This is a genomic window from Bacillus sp. PS217, assembly GCF_037963535.1.
GTDB lineage: Bacteria > Bacillota > Bacilli > Bacillales > Bacillaceae > Bacillus > Bacillus subtilis.
Genome location: NZ_CP150157.1, coordinates 1,467,966 through 1,485,118 on the forward strand (window position 1 = coordinate 1,467,966; position 17,153 = coordinate 1,485,118).

A 17,153-nucleotide genomic window follows, 5' to 3' on the forward strand; every position below is an offset into this window, starting at 1 on the left:
AGATGACAAGTACGGTTGTATGATATAATATTGTGAAGTAATTAAGCTTTAAGTTAAAAGGAGAATGATAAAAATGGCACAAAAAACATTTAAAGTAACTGCAGATTCTGGAATCCATGCTCGTCCTGCGACAGTTCTTGTACAAACTGCTAGCAAATACGACGCTGACGTTAATTTAGAATATAACGGCAAAACAGTTAACCTTAAATCTATTATGGGTGTTATGTCTTTAGGTATCGCTAAAGGCGCTGAGATCACAATCTCTGCTTCCGGAGCTGACGAAAACGATGCTCTTAACGCTTTAGAAGAAACAATGAAAAGCGAAGGACTCGGCGAGTAATGCAAGAATTAAAAGGGATTGGTGCTTCAGCCGGCATCGCGATTGCAAAAGCATACCGGCTTGAAGAGCCAGATTTAACGGTTGAAAAGAAAAACATCTCTGATTCTGAAGCGGAAGTAAGCCGTTTTGATGAAGCGATTGCACGTTCAAAAGAAGAGCTCGAAAAAATCAAAGAGCACGCTTTGAAAGAACTGGGTCAGGATAAAGCTGATATTTTTTCTGCTCACCTTTTAGTTCTCAGTGACCCTGAGCTTCTGAACCCTGTGAAAGAAAAAATCAGCACTGATTCAGTGAACGCTGAATTCGCTTTAAAAGAAACGTCTTCTATGTTCGTTACTATGTTTGAATCTATGGACAACGAATATATGAAAGAGCGTGCGGCAGATATCCGCGATGTAACAAAACGCGTAATCGGCCACCTGCTTGGCGTCGAAATTCCAAACCCAAGCATGATCTCAGAAGAGGTTATTATTGTAGCTGAAGACTTAACACCGTCTGACACAGCTCAATTAAACCGTGAGTTCGTAAAAGGATTCACTACTGATATCGGTGGACGCACATCTCACTCTGCCATCATGGCACGTTCTCTTGAGATTCCAGCAGTTGTTGGAACGAAAGCGGCTACAGGCACGATCCAAAACGGCGTGACTGTTATCGTTGACGGTATCAATGGCGATGTCATTATTGACCCATCTGCGGAAACTGTAAAAGAGTATGAAGAAAAACATAATGCTTATTTGGCTCAAAAAGCTGAGTGGGCGAAGCTTGTCAATGAACCGACTGTCTCAAAAGATGGACATCATGTAGAGCTTGCAGCGAACATCGGTACTCCTGATGATGTAAAAGGTGTTCTTGAAAACGGCGGAGAAGCAGTTGGCCTTTACCGTACAGAATTCCTTTACATGGGAAGAGATCAGCTGCCTACAGAAGATGAGCAGTTTGATGCTTACAAAACGGTTCTTGAGCGTATGGAAGGAAAATCAGTCGTCGTGCGGACACTTGATATCGGCGGAGACAAAGAGCTTCCTTACCTGCAGCTTCCTAAAGAAATGAACCCGTTCCTGGGATACAGAGCGATTCGTCTTTGCCTTGAAGAGCAAGAAATCTTCAGAACACAGCTTCGCGCGCTGCTTCGTGCAAGTACATACGGAAACTTGAAAATCATGTTCCCTATGATTGCGACAGTTAACGAATTCAAAGAAGCAAAAGCGATCCTTCTTGAAGAGAAAGAAAAGCTCGTAAAAGCGGGACAGGCTGTATCTGACGATATTGAAGTCGGAATGATGGTTGAGATTCCGTCAACTGCAGTCATCGCTGATCAGTTTGCTAAAGAGGTTGATTTCTTCAGTATCGGAACAAACGATTTGATCCAATACACAATGGCAGCTGACCGTATGAATGAACGTGTATCTTACCTGTATCAGCCATACAACCCGGCAATCCTTCGCTTAATTACACTCGTAATTGAAGCAGCACACAAAGAAGGAAAATGGGTTGGCATGTGCGGAGAAATGGCAGGAGACGAGATTGCGATTCCGATCCTTCTCGGCTTAGGCTTAGATGAGTTCTCAATGAGCGCAACGTCTATCCTTCCGGCAAGAACACAAATCAGCAAATTGTCTAAACAAGAAGCTGAGTCATTCAAAGAGAAAATCTTATCTATGAGCACGACAGAAGAAGTTGTCGCGTTCGTAAAAGAAACCTTCAAGTAATGTACAAAAACCAGACGGCCTCCGGCCTGTCTGGTTTTTTTCATAAGTAAGGGTATAGAAGGACACAATAACATGGCTAGGAGGGATAGTATGTCAAACCAATTTAACGCAGGAGATACTGTTTATGTGATCTACAGAAATCCGCACGCCGCCAATGTAGCCCACATAAAGGAAGCCGAAATTGTGCACCATCCATACCATGAAGGCGAGCTTTCCCTGTTTATTTATGAAACCTATCATCCGTTCGCAGAGGACGATGCTGTGTTTGCAAGCTATGAAGAAGCTAAATCGCTTTACAAAGAACTCTTTGATATTGATCCGTATGAGTAACAAGGAAATCATTACAACTCATATCCTTTCCGCCTAGTGAGAAAAGTAACGTTAGTAAAGGAAAAGGATGTGGCATCATGCAGAACCCATTTGTTCCGCAGCTTGTATATATAGAACCGAGGGCGCTGGAATATCCGCTAGGCCAAGAATTACAAGATAAATTTGAGAATATGGGCATTGAAATCAGAGAAACAACATCCCACAATCAGGTGCGTAATATTCCTGGGAAAAATCATCTTCAGCAATATCGCAATGCGAAATCAACTTTAGTTATCGGTGTCCGAAAAACATTAAAGTTTGATTCATCCAAACCCTCGGCCGAATATGCCATTCCGTTTGCAACAGGCTGTATGGGGCATTGTCATTACTGCTACCTGCAAACAACCATGGGATCAAAGCCGTATATCAGAACTTATGTAAACGTCGAAGAGATTTTAGATCAGGCAGATAAGTATATGAAGGAGCGCGCACCAGAGTTCACAAGGTTCGAAGCATCATGTACGTCAGACATTGTAGGAATTGATCATCTGACACACACGCTGAAGCGCGCCATTGAACATTTTGGCCAAAGTGATCTCGGAAAGCTCCGATTTGTAACGAAATTTCATCATGTCGATCACCTATTAGACGCAAAGCATAACGGGAAAACGAGATTCAGATTCAGTATTAATGCCGACTATGTGATTAAAAACTTTGAGCCGGGAACTTCACCTCTTGATAAGCGGATAGAAGCGGCAGTAAAAGTTGCAAAAGCAGGCTACCCGCTAGGCTTTATTGTTGCTCCGATTTATATTCATGAAGGCTGGGAAGAAGGATACAGACATCTGTTTGAAAAGCTAGATGCCGCTTTGCCACAGGACGTTAGACATGACATTACGTTTGAATTAATTCAACACCGTTTTACAAAACCGGCCAAACGAGTGATAGAGAAAAATTATCCGAAGACGAAGCTCGAATTAGATGAAGAAAAGCGCCGTTATAAATGGGGCCGTTACGGGATCGGAAAATATATTTATCAGAAAGATGAAGAGCATGCACTTCGAGAGGCACTTGAATCCTATATTGATACCTTTTTCCCTAACGCAAAAATTGAATATTTCACTTAAACGGGCTGTTGTGATCAACAGCTCGCTTTTTTATAAAAAGGATTTTTCCATTCCATCAAAACGCCGTAATTCAATGATTCTTTATCCTCCAAATAATTGCTGACTACACGAATAGGTGAACGCTCGCAACGGAGGAGAAAGGACAGCACAGGGTCGTTTTTCCTGCCTTCCATCACATCTTCAACGTACTGAACAGCGCTGATCTCGTGTGCGTATATATGATACAAAGGAATGCGGCCGCCGCCGAGAAGGCGTTCCAGTCTTTTATCAACAGTCAGCTCATACATCGTATTCATCAGCCATTTTCCGATTCCAAGCTTTCGATAATGAGGAGAAACAGAAATATCCACTACATATAAAGTATTTCCAAGAGGTTCATGATTTTTAATCGATCCGTTGTCAGTTGCTTGTGCCCATGTATGACCAGGAGAATCAGGCTCAAATTGTACAATAAGAGCAGTCATGGAACCGATAATTCTGCCATTGATGAGCGCGCATAAAGCGCCTTCCGGAAAGGTTTTGATATGGCTGGCAAGCTGGTCCTCTGACCACAGCAATTCCTGGGGAAACGGAGGAGGGAAACATTCTTCTTGAAGAGAAATCAGCCTCTCGATGTCAGTCTCAGTGTAGTTTCTGATGGTCAGAGCCTCAAATTTTCTGCCGTCATGCACATACATTTGTTTTAGTATGATCATCACTCTCCTTATGTTGTTTCATTATAACGAAGATTGAATTTTCAGTAAATATATTCCGATTTTCTTATAATTTATTTTTTGATTATTCATTTTTCAAACGAAAGGGCCGATATAGAAATTAGGAGGGGATTGGTTTGTTTAAAAAACTTCACATGAAGATTGCTGTTTTTGTTTCGATTATGTTAATCATCACAGTTGTTCTTTTAATGCTGTCTTCTTATTTGACGCTAAAACCGATGATTACAGAGGATGGGAAAAATACAACTCAAAACGTGACGCAGTCACTTGAACAAAATATTGAATTGCAATTAAAGAGTTATGCCATTTCGTTATCAAGATTGGCTAATGGGGAATTAACGCATACATTTGTAACGAAACCAAGTAAAGAAGCTGCTCGGCTGTTTCACGATGACATTAAGCAAATCAAAGATAACGATGATTATGTTGCGATGGCTTACATAGGCACCGCAAAAAAAGAAATGTTTACATATCCAAAAGCGGATTTCGCTGAGGATTATGATCCAACATCAAGACCATGGTATAAGCTTGCAGCTGAAACCCCGGATCAAGTTGTTTGGACGGAACCTTATAAAGATGTCGTGACAGGAGACATGATTGTTACTGCATCGAAAGCGATCTTAGACGGGCAAAAAGTGATAGGGGTTGCCAGCTATGACTTGAAACTCTCTGCTATCCAGAGTATGGTCAATAAACAAAAGGTGCCTTACAATGGATTTGCCTTTTTAGCTGATGCGAGCGGCAATCTTTTAGCCCATCCGTCAAATCAAGGAAAAAATATATCAAAGGATCAAACACTGCAAACCATCGCATCCGAGAAACAAGGGATACAAGATGTGAATGGGAAAATGGTTGTGTACCAAACGATTGGCGAAACAGGCTGGAAGGTCGGAACGCAATTTGATACCGATCAATTAATGTGGATTTCAGATAAAATGAATCGGGCAAATCTTTGGATATCATTGATTGCTCTTATCATAACAATTATTCTCAGCTACTTCCTGGCCAAAACGATAACCGGTCCGATACAGCAGCTGATCGTAAAAACGAAAGCTGTTTCCGCAGGCGATTTAACAGTGCGCGCGGAATCAAAATCTAAGGATGAAGTCGGTATTTTAACAAGAGATTTCAATCTGATGGTTGAAAATATGAAGGAAATGGTTGAGCAAGTGAGACTCTCTTCAGGGAAAGTATCTGACACCTCTGAACAACTAACGGCTGTCGCTGCCGAAACTAATGAAACAAGCGGACAAATTGCAAAAGCGATTGAAGAAGTAGCCGCAGGGGCATCGGAACAGGCTTCTGAAGTTGAAACCATTAATGAAAAATCGGAAAGCCTGTCAACGAAAATCAGGCAAATCGCTGAGGAGGCAGGCGGAATTAAAGAACGCTCAAAATCGTCCGAGGATGCAAGCTATAAAGGACTTGACGCGCTCGGCCAGCTGCTGATGAAATCAAACGAAGCCAATATGGAAACGAAAAAGGTTGAAACGATGCTCCTGGATTTGGAAAATCAAACTAAGAATATTGAAGAAGTCGTTACAGCGATTTCAAACATATCTGATCAAACCAACTTGCTTGCCTTAAATGCCAGTATTGAGGCAGCCAGAGCCGGAGAAAGCGGGCGCGGTTTTGCCGTCGTAGCCGATGAAGTGCGGAAGTTAGCTGAGCAATCAGCCCTTTCTACAAAGCATATCAGCGAGACTGTGAAGCTTATCCAGCTTGAGACAAAAGAGGCCTCTCACGCGATGGTTGAGGCAAGCAGAATGAATGATGAACAAAACAGTGCCATTCACGAAACTGGAGAGGTATTAAATACGATAACTGCAGAAATGCAGTCACTGGTACAAGGTATTGATCACATTTACGCGGAAATTCAAAGAATGAGTGAAGAACAGCTTGCGATTTCTGAAGCTATTCAAAGCATTTCAGCCATATCACAGGAATCAGCTGCCGCTGCTGAGGAAGTAAACGCATCAACCGATGAACAGCTTGTCACCCTTGATAAAGTCAAACACTCAACGGAAACACTAAAACATGCAAGCCAAGAGCTTATGAATACAATTGCAAAATTCACATTGTAATCCAATTACATCCCCAAACATCATTTGTTTTGGGGATTTTTTATTTTAAGAGTCTATTCTATGATGTATGGTTATGGTAGTCTAGAAAATGAAGGAAAAATGATAAATTTTAACTAAAATCTAAACGAAACATCTGGGAGGAATGACCTTGAAAAAAACAATTGGTTTTATCGGTCTTGGAGTAATGGGAAAGAGCATGGCATCACATATTCTGAATGACGGCCACCCTGTTTTGGTGTACACCCGGACAAAAGAAAAAGCAGAAAGCATACTTCAAAAAGGCGCGATCTGGAAAGATACGGTCAAAGATCTTTCGAAAGAAGCGGATGTTATCATCACAATGGTCGGCTATCCCAGTGATGTTGAAGAAGTGTATTTCGGAAGCAATGGAATTATTGAAAACGCAAAAGAAGGCGCATATCTTATTGATATGACGACATCTAAGCCTTCGCTTGCGAAGAAGATTGCTGAAGCGGCCAAAGAAAAAGCATTGTTCGCTTTAGACGCTCCTGTTTCCGGTGGAGACATCGGTGCACAAAACGGAACACTCGCGATTATGGTCGGTGGAGAAAAAGAAGCTTTTGAAGCCTGCATGCCGATTTTCTCTTTAATGGGAGAGAATATTCAGTATCAAGGACCGGCTGGAAGCGGACAGCATACCAAGATGTGCAATCAGATTGCAATTGCAGCCGGTATGATCGGTGTTGCTGAAGCGATGGCTTATGCCCAAAAATCAGGCCTAGAGCCAGAAAATGTTCTAAAAAGCATCACAACGGGCGCAGCCGGAAGCTGGTCATTGTCAAATCTTGCTCCCCGTATGCTGCAAGGCAACTTTGAACCGGGATTTTATGTGAAGCATTTTATTAAGGATATGGGAATTGCACTAGAGGAAGCAGAATTAATGGGGGAAGAAATGCCAGGCTTGTCGCTCGCAAAATCTTTATATGACAAGCTAGCTGCTCAAGGTGAAGAAAACAGCGGAACACAGAGTATCTATAAGCTTTGGGTGAAATAAAAAAAGATTGCCTGTACGAAACAGGCAATCTTTTTTTATTATTTTCCGATGAATTGTTGTGTCCAGATGCTTCCAGACTCAACGTAACCAACACCGATGTGAGTAAAGTTAGGGTTTAGAATGTTTTTTCTGTGTCCTTCACTGTTCATCCAAGCTTTTACTACTTCTTCTGGTGTCTTTTGGCCCTTCGCAATGTTTTCACCTGCTGTTTTGTAGCTGATTCCGAAAGATTTCATCATATCAAACGGTGAGCCGTATGTTGGGCTTTGGTGATCAAAGTAGTTTTTGTCTTTCATATCCTGAGATTTTGCGCGTGCAGATTTGCTTAACGTTTCATCAATTTGAAGCGGTTTTAAGCCTTGTTTTTGTCTTTCTGCATTTGTAAGTTCAACAACTTTTTTCTCATATGCACTTACAGATGAAGGTGCAGACGTTGTTGTATTTGTTTTTTCAGCAGTTGCGGGTGCTTTAGAAGCAGTGTTTTGATCAGCAGCTGCTTTTTCAGTAGTCTTTTGTGCAGGTTTTGCCGTTTCTGTCTTTTGAACATCCTGAACTTTCACGTTAGATTGCTTCGCATGTTTTTGAAGAAGCTGCTTCATCTCTTTTTCGTTTGCAGCGTTTAACGTTTTGATATTTGTGTTAATATGCAGTTTTTTCACTGCATCGTTAAGTGACATGTTTTGTACTGTGTTCCCCGTTTTTACTGTAACCACAGGCTGGCAGGAGAGTTCTTTCGCTGATGCTTGCTGTACGCCCCCGAATGTGAATAATCCAACCGCAGCGGCAGCAGATAAAATAAATGCTTTCTTCATTAGTTCGTAACCTCCTAGAGTTGTTTGTTTCTACAGAAAAATCATAACATAGCTTTTTTGTCATAAAGATTCCAGCACTTTCCTTTGACAAATAGAGATTGTCATTTTCGTAAAGTAAATCCGTTGAATCACTAAGAATAAGGGAATCAGCGGTATATATGATTTTATCGTACCGTTACATAGCTTCCTTTTTTTTGAACCGTTAGTTATATTTTAATGTGTTTTTATATTGACAGCTTTTTTTACTCCTTTTCGCTGTAACAACTATTACAAAGGTGTTACAATTAATCTCAGTATATGTAAATATATTGAATGATTTGAGAGGGGTAACCAGAAGTGACTGAAATAGGACGTGAACCAAAGAAAAAGAGCAAAGGAAACAGAGCAATCAGAATGAACCTTTTTTTCCTAGCTGTCTTTGTTCTATTCACTGCATTAATTTTTAAGCTCGGGGTTGTTCAAATTGTTGAAGGCGAACAGCATGAAGAAGACGCTGAGAAATCAAATGCAAAAACAGCTTACTATCCTGCGCCTCGCGGGAAGATGTACGACAGAAACCAGAAAGTTGCTGTCGACAACCAGAGCGTTCCAGAAATTGTGTATGTATCAACATCTAGCACAAAAACAGAAGATAAAATCAAAACAGCGAAGCGGCTTGCTTCTTTCATTCATATTGATACCGAATTTTTGAAGGAAAGGGATCTTCGTGATTACTGGATCGCAGCTCATCCGAAAAAAGCCGCCGCTCTGCTTAAGGAATCAGAAAGCAATCTGAAAGGAGACCAAGCTTACAAGCTTCAAATAGAGCGTGTTCCGGATCAAGAATTAAAGGCTATTCAGCAAGATGACGAAGAAATGGAAACTGCTGCGATATATACAAGGTTTTCAAGCGGAAATGCTTACGAACCTCAAATCGTAAAGGCAATGAATCCAAATAAGAGCAATAGCTATGGAAAAAACGGAGCGCTGCTTGATGAGAAGAAAAACTCCTCGCAAAGACCAAAAAATGACTTAACATATGATGAAATTTCCATTGTTTCTGAGCATTTAGAAGAACTTCCGGGAATCGATATCGTAAACGATTGGACACGAAAATATCCTTATGACAAAACCCTTTATTCTGTTTTCGGGGGCGTCACGACACCTGATCAGGGCCTGCTGAGCGACCGGAAAGATTTCTACTTAACAAGAGGCTATGCGAATAATGACAGGGTGGGAAAAAGTTATTTAGAGTATCAATATGAAGAATATTTAAATTCGCATAAAGAAAAAGTGGAATACGTAGAAGATAATAAAGGAAATGTCGTCAGCCAAAAAACCATTGATAAGGGCAGCAGGGGATACGATCTTCAGCTTTCTTTTGACATGGAGCTTCAGGCAAAGGTAGAAAAGATCATTGAAGAAGAAGTAAGAAACAGCCGTGCACGCGGAAATTACATGCTTGACAGAGCCTTTGCCGTAATGATGGACCCGAATAACGGCGATATTTTATCAATGGCAGGGAAAAAGATAGATTTAAAAACCAACAAAATTGAAGATTATGCGATAGGGGCATTTACCACCCAATATGAAATGGGATCAGCAGTAAAGGGGGCCACCGTGCTAGCCGGCTATCAGGACGGAATTCCGCATTATAAATATTTTGTCGATACACCTCTTTATTTAGCAGGATACGGTAACAAACCGAAGAAATCCTACATGAACATGGGAACCATCAATGAATTAACCGCTCTGCAAAAAAGTTCAAACGTATATATGTTTAATGTTGCCATGCACATTGCCGGTGTCACATACAAGCCGTATGGACCTCTTCCTGCTGACCAGAAGGATTTAAACAAAATGAGAAATTACTACAGCCAATTTGGCCTGGGAGTAAAGACAGGTATTGATCTTCCGCAGGAATCAGCCGGTATGCAAACTACACCTGATGCGGTAGGGGGGTTAATTTTAGACTTGGCCATTGGACAATACGATACATATACACCGCTTCAAATGGCACAGTACATCTCATCAATTGCCAATGGGGGCTACCGCATTCAGCCAAGAATTGTTACAAGTGTTCATGAGCCCAGCAAAAAAGAAGGCCTTGGGAAGACCATTGAACAAAGAAAGCCAAACATTCTCAACAAAATTAACAACTCAGAAAGTGACATTCAGCAGGTGAAGACTGGAATGAAGCTAGTTACCACTTCGGGAACAGCTAGAAATACATTTGCAGAGGATGTTTCCGGAAAAACAGGAACTGCTCAAACATTTTATTACGGAACAAATCGTAATTGGTGGGGAAAAAGCACGTACAATCTAACATTTGTCGGCTATTACCCATCGAAAAATCCAAAAGTTGCATTTAGTGTGGTTGTACCTTCAGTAGCAAACGATCACGATCCGATCAATAAGTTAATCGCCAAAAGAGCCATACATGCCTACGCAGAGCTCGAAAAAAAACACAGTAAAAAATAAAAAACAGGGTGCACAACTAAAAGATTGTGTGCCCTTTCTTTTATTCAAAAATTGACGTTCACCATAAGAATAGAAGGAGAATACTCATTTTCTAGCGAATCATACTAGGTAAAAGTCAATCTGTATATGTCGAAACACGATGATCATGCAAAGGAGGGATTCTGTGGAACAGGAAACGCAGCATGTTAAACCACTTCAAACAAAAACCGATATTCATGCAGTCTTGGCCTCTAATGGACGCATCATTTATATATCTGCCAACTCCAAACTGCATTTGGGCTATCTCCAAGGAGAGATGATCGGATCATTCCTCAAAACGTTTCTGCATGAGGAAGACCAATTTTTGGTTGAAAGCTATTTTTATAATGAACATCATCTGATGCCGTGCACCTTTCGTTTTATTAAAAAAGATCATACGATTGTGTGGGTGGAGGCTGCGGTAGAAATTGTTACGACAAGAGCTGAGCGGACAGAACGGGAAATCATTTTGAAAATGAAGGTTCTTGAAGAAGAAACAGGCCATCAATCCCTAAACTGCGAAAAACATGAAATCGAACCTGCAAGCCCGGAATCGACTACATATATAACGGATGATTATGAACGGTTGGTTGAAAATCTCCCGAGTCCGCTATGCATCAGTGTCAAAGGCAAGATCGTCTATGTAAACAGCGCGATGCTTTCAATGCTGGGAGCAAAAAGCAAGGATGCTATTATTGGTAAATGGTCCTATGAATTTATTGAAGAAGAATATCATGATATCGTGAAAAACAGGATTATACGAATGCAAAAAGGAATGGAAGTCGGAATGATTGAACAGACGTGGAAAAGGCTTGATGGCACACCTGTTCATTTAGAAGTGAAAGCATCCCCGACCGTCTACAAAAACCAGCAGGCTGAGCTGCTGCTGCTGATCGATATCTCTTCAAGGAAAAAATTCCAAACCATCCTGCAAAAAAGCCGTGAACGATATCAGCTGCTGATTCAAAATTCCATTGATACCATTGCGGTGATTCACAATGGAAAATGGGTGTTTATGAATGAATCGGGAATTTCCCTGTTTGAAGCGGCTACTTATGAGGACTTAATTGGCAAAAACATATACGATCAGCTGCATCCTTGCGATCACGAGGATGTAAAAGAGAGAATCCAAAACATCGCCGAGCAAAAAACAGAATCTGAAATTGTCAAGCAATCCTGGTTCACCTTTCAGAACAGGGTCATTTATACGGAGATGGTCTGCATTCCGACGACCTTTTTTGGTGAAGCGGCCGTCCAGGTCATTCTTCGGGACATTTCAGAGAGAAAACAAACAGAAGAATTGATGCTGAAATCGGAAAAATTATCAATCGCAGGGCAGCTCGCGGCGGGAATCGCCCATGAGATCCGCAACCCTCTTACAGCGATCAAAGGATTTTTACAGCTGATGAAACCGACAATGGAAGGCAACGAACATTACTTTGATATTGTGTTTTCTGAACTCAGCCGTATTGAATTAATACTCAGTGAACTGCTCATGCTGGCGAAACCTCAGCAAAATGCTGTCAAAGAATATTTGAACTTGAAAAAATTAATTGGTGAGGTTTCAGCCCTGTTAGAAACGCAGGCGAATTTAAATGGCATTTTTATCAGAACAAGTTATGAAAAAGACAGCATTTATATAAACGGGGATCAAAACCAATTAAAGCAGGTATTCATTAATTTAATCAAAAATGCAGTTGAATCAATGCCTGATGGGGGAACAGTAGACATTATCATAACCGAAGATGAGCATTCTGTTCATGTTACTGTCAAAGACGAAGGGGAAGGTATACCTGAAAAGGTACTAAACCGGATTGGAGAACCATTTTTAACAACAAAAGAAAAAGGTACGGGGCTTGGATTAATGGTGACATTTAATATCATTGAAAACCACCAGGGAGTCATACATGTGGACAGCCATCCTGAAAAAGGCACAGCGTTTAAAATTTCATTTCCAAAAAAATAAAAACAACGGCTTAAACGCCGTTGTTTATCGTCTGCATTGCTTCACGTTTTTTTAATACAAATAATTCTAAACGGTCCAGGCCTTCTCTCAGCGTGTCCATTGAGCATGCAAAAGACAGCCTTACATATCCTTCACCATATGTTGAGAACGAGCTGCCCGGCACGAGTGCCACACCAGCGTCTTCCAAAAGAGCCATACTAAAATCAAATGAAGTCATTCCAAATGATTTAATAGAAGGGAAGATATAAAACGCACCGGACGGTTTAACTACGTCAAGTCCCATGGAAACAAGACGGTCATAAACATAGTCGAGACGTTTTTTGTATTGTTCTCTCATAATTAGTGCATCGTCAAAGCCGTTTGTGACAGCTTCAAGCGCGGCTTTTTGAGAAATGGATGAGGCGCACGACACATTGTATTGATGAACCTTTAAAATGTGCTTTGCAATGTCTTTCGGTGCAAATAAAAATCCAATTCTCCAACCGGTCATGCTGTGTGATTTTGACAAGCCGTTAATGACAATTGTTTGATCCCGCAAATGGTTTGCGATGGAGTAATGCGGTCTGTCATATGTTAATTCACTGTATATTTCATCGGACAATACGAAGACATTTCTGCCTTTTAAAAGGGCTGCGATGCTTTTCAGTTCTTCTTCAGATAAAGTCACGCCGGTAGGGTTTGACGGATAAGGAAGCACGACACACTTGGTGTTGGGTGTCAGAGCATCTTCAATCAGCCGGGCGGTAAGCTTAAAGCCGTGTGATGTAGTATCAACAATGACAGGCTTGGCCCCGCACAAATTGATAATAGGTTCATAGCCCGGATAAATAGGCCCTGGCATAATGACTTCATCACCGGGAGATAAAATCGTCCGGAATGCAGCATCAATGGCTTGGCTTGCGCCTGTTGTGATGATAATTTCAGATTCAGCATCATAGTTGAAATCCGCTTTTTTCTTCATATAAAGCTGCACAGCTTGTCTCAGCTCCAGGTAGCCGGCATTCGGAGTATATGACGTCACGTTTTCATCAATGGCTTTTTTTGCGGCAGCTTTCACATGATGCGGTGTGAAAAAATCAGGCTGGCCGATTGTAAGTGAAATGACGTCTTCGTGTTGGGCTACAAGATTCGAGAATTTGCGTATTCCTGAAATTTCGATCTCTCTTGCTTTCGGATTCAGCAAATGTTCCATAATTCATCACCTTAACAAATATAATGAGTTTATCCTATTTTACCACTAGCTGATCATTTGTCACCTTTTTAACTGATATATTTCGATTGTATGCGCCTTTTTTCTAAACATACCTTTCTTTTCAGAAAAAAAGAAGACAACCAGCGATTTGATTGTCTTTATTGTATCATGTTCTATTATTGTTTATATGTGCCAATTTCATTAATAGCCATAATCAAAATGAAGGTCTTCGTGCCAAATCAGATACGGAGGATGCTCTTCTTGAAGGTCAGCTGATTCTTTCTTCATATTCAGGTAAGTTTCTTCACTGATATCCTCTAAAACAGTCATTTCGTTTTCTTTAAATATTACTAAGGTACCCATTATTTACACCCTTCTTTGGAAAAATCCTTGACTATTTTATCACTGTTAGTTGGAAAGTCAATGGTTATTAGGAAAAAAGTTTCTTTTTTGAGGAACGCGGCTTGTTGCCTTCGGAATTCGATTTTGAAGAGCTGCCATTCACTTTTTACAAATTACGCCGATATATACAGTACAATACTGAATGCGAATAGCGAGGGATTGAATTGTCGTTACAACAATACGAAATTTTATTGGATTCTGGTACAAATGAATTAGAAATTGTGAAGTTTGGCGTGGGTGAAAATGCTTTCGGAATTAACGTCATGAAGGTAAGAGAAATTATTCAGCCTGTCGAGGTGACATCAGTGCCTCACTCCCATCAGCATGTAGAAGGAATGATTAAACTCAGAGGAGAAATCCTCCCTGTGATCAGTCTCTTCTCATTTTTTGGAGTAGAGCCTGAAGGATCAAAAGATGAGAAATATATCGTGACTGAATTTAATAAACGGAAAATTGTTTTTCATGTCGGCTCTGTTTCTCAAATTCACAGAGTATCCTGGGAAGCGATTGAAAAGCCGACATCGTTAAATCAAGGAATGGAGCGGCACCTTACCGGTATTATTAAGCTCGAAGACCTGATGATCTTTTTGCCTGACTATGAAAAAATTATTTATGACATTGAATCAGATTCAGGTGTTGACACGTATAATATGCATACCGAGGGCTTCGATGAAAGAAGAACTGATAAAAAGCTTATCATTGTAGAGGACTCACCGCTTTTGATGCGCCTCTTGCAGGATGAATTAAAAGAAGCAGGGTACAACAATATCGCTTCGTTTGAAAATGGAAAAGAGGCATATGAATACATTATGAACCTTGCTGAAAACGAAACTGATTTATCAAAACAGATTGATATGATCATCACTGATATTGAAATGCCAAAAATGGACGGACACAGGCTCACAAAGCTGCTGAAGGAAAATCCGAAAAGCTCAGATGTGCCGGTTATGATTTTCTCATCGTTAATTACGGATGATCTGCGTCACCGCGGCGAAGTTGTAGGCGCAGATGAGCAAATCAGCAAGCCTGAGATCAGTGATTTGATTAAAAAAGTGGATACGTATGTTATTGAATAAATAAAAACAGCCGTTGCCAGAAAGAGGCACGGCTGTTTTTATTTTAAAAGTAACTCTCGCCAAGTTTTTTAAAGACCGGTTTATGGTAAGCTGGCTGCTGGCGATTTGGCACTAGCGGCTTTTCTTTCATGCCGACATATTCTTGCAATAGGTGTTTCGCTTTTGTTAAAGACATTTGAGCTTTAGGATTTCGGTACGATTGATTAAGTGTACCTAAATGCGGAAGATGTTCGAAGTCTTCTTTAGTTGGAGGCATGTGAAAATAGTAGTCTCCGATTGAGATAAGCACGTCCGATTGCTGTTGGCTGAACCTTGGATTTTTTGAAAAATGAAGCCCTATTTTCTTTCCTTTACCTTCTTTGACAAGCTTTTGCAAAGCCCGTTTTTTCAGCAGATATAGGTATTTAGGGTTGGGGGCGGTTTTTGCATGGCGGTTCACAGTGTAAACTGCTTTTGAAAGATTTTCTACGGTTGGCTGCAGATCTTTCGTATATGCATGGTCGTCCATTATTTCTCTCCTTTGCTCTTATCAATTTCTATATGTTTAGATTATACTTTTTTAAAGTTGAAATGCAAATATTGAATGTAAAAATGCGCTTTTTTCTAAGAAAAAAAGCGCATTTTTAACCTGCATTATACAGATCTTGCCTTCTTTTTCGGCTGTTCTTGAAATGCTTCCTGAACATTCACTTCCACAGCCTGGGCACTGTATTTTGGCAGTGCAATAAAATAAAAAATAAAAACGATCAGGATGATAACACCCATGCCGTAATAAAGATAATCAATGTTTGAAACGAACTTAGGGAATAACAGCGCAACTAAGCCGAGTGTCAAAGACTGTGCAAACATCATAAAAGGGTCCTGCATGCCGCTTACACGTCCCATCAGTTTTGGATGAACAATTTTGGGCATCCAGCCTCCGATTGCAATGTTGATCGGTCCGATGCACATTCCCAGTGCAAAAGCTGCCGCGTAATACACCCATAAAATATTGGTGTAGCCGAGGACGAAGATCAGCAAACCTGCAATGAAAATCGGTATCGACATTAAAAAGTGCGGCTTCACTTTTTTAGAGATGATCGTGCCGATTACGCTGCCTGCCAGCAGCCCAAACCCGAGTGCGATCGTAAATACAGACGTATGCCACTCATAACGGTCAGGCGCCAATCCATATTTCATTGTAAACATCGGCAATACGGCGAATCCTCCGTTGACAAATCCAAAAATGAAGAAGCCGAAAATAAGAGATGCCAGCAATTTGTTTTTTAAAATATAGAGAATGCCTTCTCTAAAGTCATTTATTGAATCCTTAACAGAAGTCTTTCTCCAGCTGAATGCACCGTTTGGCTGTCGGGCTTCTTTTGGAATCCGGCAGCTGCGGATCAGCAGCCCGGAAATGATAAAGCTGACAAAATCAAGAATAATGGCGCCTTCAATACCGATTGTGTTGTACATAAACGCGCCTATACCGACTCCAAACACCATAAAAATGCTAAAAAGCATCTGATTAAGCCCTGCCGCTTTCGCATAGTGCTCCTTCGGCAGAATGGCTTGTACCAAACTGTTTTCTGCCGGAAAGAAAAACTTTGTTACAGCGCTTCTGATAAATAAGATGCAAAAAACAAGAGGAATATTGCCGGTAAATAAAGTGAAAAAAAGCACGACAGTCAGGCCTGCTCTGATCCAATCACAATTTTCTGCCACCTTTTTTCTGTCAAACCGGTCCGCGACGACTCCCACGATCAGAAATACAAATATGGTAGGAAGAGAATACATCAGCTCCGCCAAGGTCGTATATGAAGGCTGGCTGCTGAAACGGTCCAGCAAAAAAAAAGCAAAGGCCATGTTGCCTACTGTCGTGCCCATTTGAGAAGCGAGTGCTGCGAAAAATAGACGAACAAAATTACGATTTTTAAATATATCCATA

The 17,153-nt window shown here is 40.8% G+C and carries 15 protein-coding genes; 9 read left to right on the forward strand and 6 right to left on the reverse strand.

Annotation, left to right across the window (positions count from 1 at the left end; genetic code table 11):
* Window positions 1–73: 73 nt before the first annotated feature.
* The 4 genes from NSQ83_RS07755 (at window position 74) to splB (ending at window position 3,488) form a co-directional block, all read left to right on the forward strand.
* Window positions 74–340 carry a phosphocarrier protein HPr gene (locus tag NSQ83_RS07755; RefSeq protein WP_003154654.1) on the forward strand — a complete coding sequence of 89 codons (267 nt, stop codon included), beginning with the start codon at window positions 74–76 and terminating at the stop codon, window positions 338–340.
* Window positions 340–2,052, forward strand: a complete 1,713-nt coding sequence (ptsP, locus tag NSQ83_RS07760; RefSeq protein ID WP_198878743.1) for a phosphoenolpyruvate--protein phosphotransferase — start codon at window positions 340–342, stop codon at window positions 2,050–2,052. Before NSQ83_RS07755 ends, ptsP begins: the two co-directional genes overlap by 1 nt.
* A gap of 90 nt (window positions 2,053–2,142) precedes the next feature.
* On the forward strand, window positions 2,143–2,382 hold the full coding sequence (splA, locus tag NSQ83_RS07765) for a splAB operon transcriptional regulator SplA (RefSeq protein WP_003218644.1): 240 nt from the start codon (window positions 2,143–2,145) through the stop codon (window positions 2,380–2,382).
* A gap of 77 nt (window positions 2,383–2,459) precedes the next feature.
* A complete protein-coding gene (gene splB / locus NSQ83_RS07770; RefSeq protein WP_003245173.1) occupies window positions 2,460–3,488 on the forward strand; it encodes a spore photoproduct lyase in 1,029 nt (342 codons plus the stop codon).
* 14 nt (window positions 3,489–3,502) lie between these two features.
* Here the strand turns inward: splB and NSQ83_RS07775 are convergent, their stop codons facing one another.
* The gene (locus NSQ83_RS07775) at window positions 3,503–4,183 is read right to left on the reverse strand and encodes a GNAT family N-acetyltransferase (protein ID WP_198878744.1); all 681 of its coding nucleotides are present in this window, start codon (window positions 4,181–4,183) and stop codon (window positions 3,503–3,505) included.
* 134 nt (window positions 4,184–4,317) lie between these two features.
* Between NSQ83_RS07775 and mcpC the strand changes: the two genes are divergently transcribed.
* The gene (gene mcpC, locus NSQ83_RS07780) at window positions 4,318–6,285 is read left to right on the forward strand and encodes a methyl-accepting chemotaxis protein McpC (RefSeq protein WP_198878745.1); all 1,968 of its coding nucleotides are present in this window, start codon (window positions 4,318–4,320) and stop codon (window positions 6,283–6,285) included.
* Window positions 6,286–6,433: 148 nt separating this feature from the next.
* Window positions 6,434–7,300 (forward strand): NAD(P)-dependent oxidoreductase, encoded by an 867-nt coding sequence (locus NSQ83_RS07785; protein ID WP_003245029.1) that lies wholly within the window; start codon window positions 6,434–6,436, stop codon window positions 7,298–7,300.
* A gap of 38 nt (window positions 7,301–7,338) precedes the next feature.
* On the opposite strand, the gene NSQ83_RS07790 is transcribed toward NSQ83_RS07785, so the two are convergent.
* Window positions 7,339–8,112, reverse strand: a complete 774-nt coding sequence (locus NSQ83_RS07790) for a CAP domain-containing protein (RefSeq protein ID WP_003244693.1) — start codon at window positions 8,110–8,112, stop codon at window positions 7,339–7,341.
* Window positions 8,113–8,448: 336 nt separating this feature from the next.
* On the opposite strand from NSQ83_RS07790, the gene NSQ83_RS07795 reads away from it, so the two are divergent.
* The gene (locus tag NSQ83_RS07795) at window positions 8,449–10,572 is read left to right on the forward strand and encodes a penicillin-binding protein 2 (protein ID WP_198878746.1); all 2,124 of its coding nucleotides are present in this window, start codon (window positions 8,449–8,451) and stop codon (window positions 10,570–10,572) included.
* A gap of 163 nt (window positions 10,573–10,735) precedes the next feature.
* Window positions 10,736–12,556, forward strand: a complete 1,821-nt coding sequence (kinA, locus tag NSQ83_RS07800; RefSeq protein WP_198878747.1) for a sporulation histidine kinase KinA — start codon at window positions 10,736–10,738, stop codon at window positions 12,554–12,556.
* A 10-nt stretch (window positions 12,557–12,566) separates the two neighbouring features.
* Here kinA and NSQ83_RS07805 read toward each other — a convergent pair whose 3' ends face one another.
* Complete coding sequence (locus NSQ83_RS07805; protein ID WP_014479654.1) at window positions 12,567–13,748, reverse strand: aminotransferase A; 1,182 nt, start codon at window positions 13,746–13,748, stop codon at window positions 12,567–12,569.
* Between the two features lie 201 nt (window positions 13,749–13,949).
* Window positions 13,950–14,111, reverse strand: a complete 162-nt coding sequence (locus tag NSQ83_RS07810) for a hypothetical protein (protein WP_003245246.1) — start codon at window positions 14,109–14,111, stop codon at window positions 13,950–13,952.
* Between the two features lie 203 nt (window positions 14,112–14,314).
* On the opposite strand from NSQ83_RS07810, the gene cheV reads away from it, so the two are divergent.
* Complete coding sequence (gene cheV, locus NSQ83_RS07815) at window positions 14,315–15,226, forward strand: chemotaxis protein CheV (protein WP_009967126.1); 912 nt, start codon at window positions 14,315–14,317, stop codon at window positions 15,224–15,226.
* 43 nt (window positions 15,227–15,269) lie between these two features.
* Here cheV and NSQ83_RS07820 read toward each other — a convergent pair whose 3' ends face one another.
* Window positions 15,270–15,734 carry a YkyB family protein gene (locus tag NSQ83_RS07820; RefSeq protein WP_003232406.1) on the reverse strand — a complete coding sequence of 155 codons (465 nt, stop codon included), beginning with the start codon at window positions 15,732–15,734 and terminating at the stop codon, window positions 15,270–15,272.
* Between the two features lie 125 nt (window positions 15,735–15,859).
* The gene (locus NSQ83_RS07825) at window positions 15,860–17,152 is read right to left on the reverse strand and encodes an MFS transporter (protein ID WP_015252195.1); all 1,293 of its coding nucleotides are present in this window, start codon (window positions 17,150–17,152) and stop codon (window positions 15,860–15,862) included.
* Window position 17,153 lies beyond the last annotated feature (1 nt).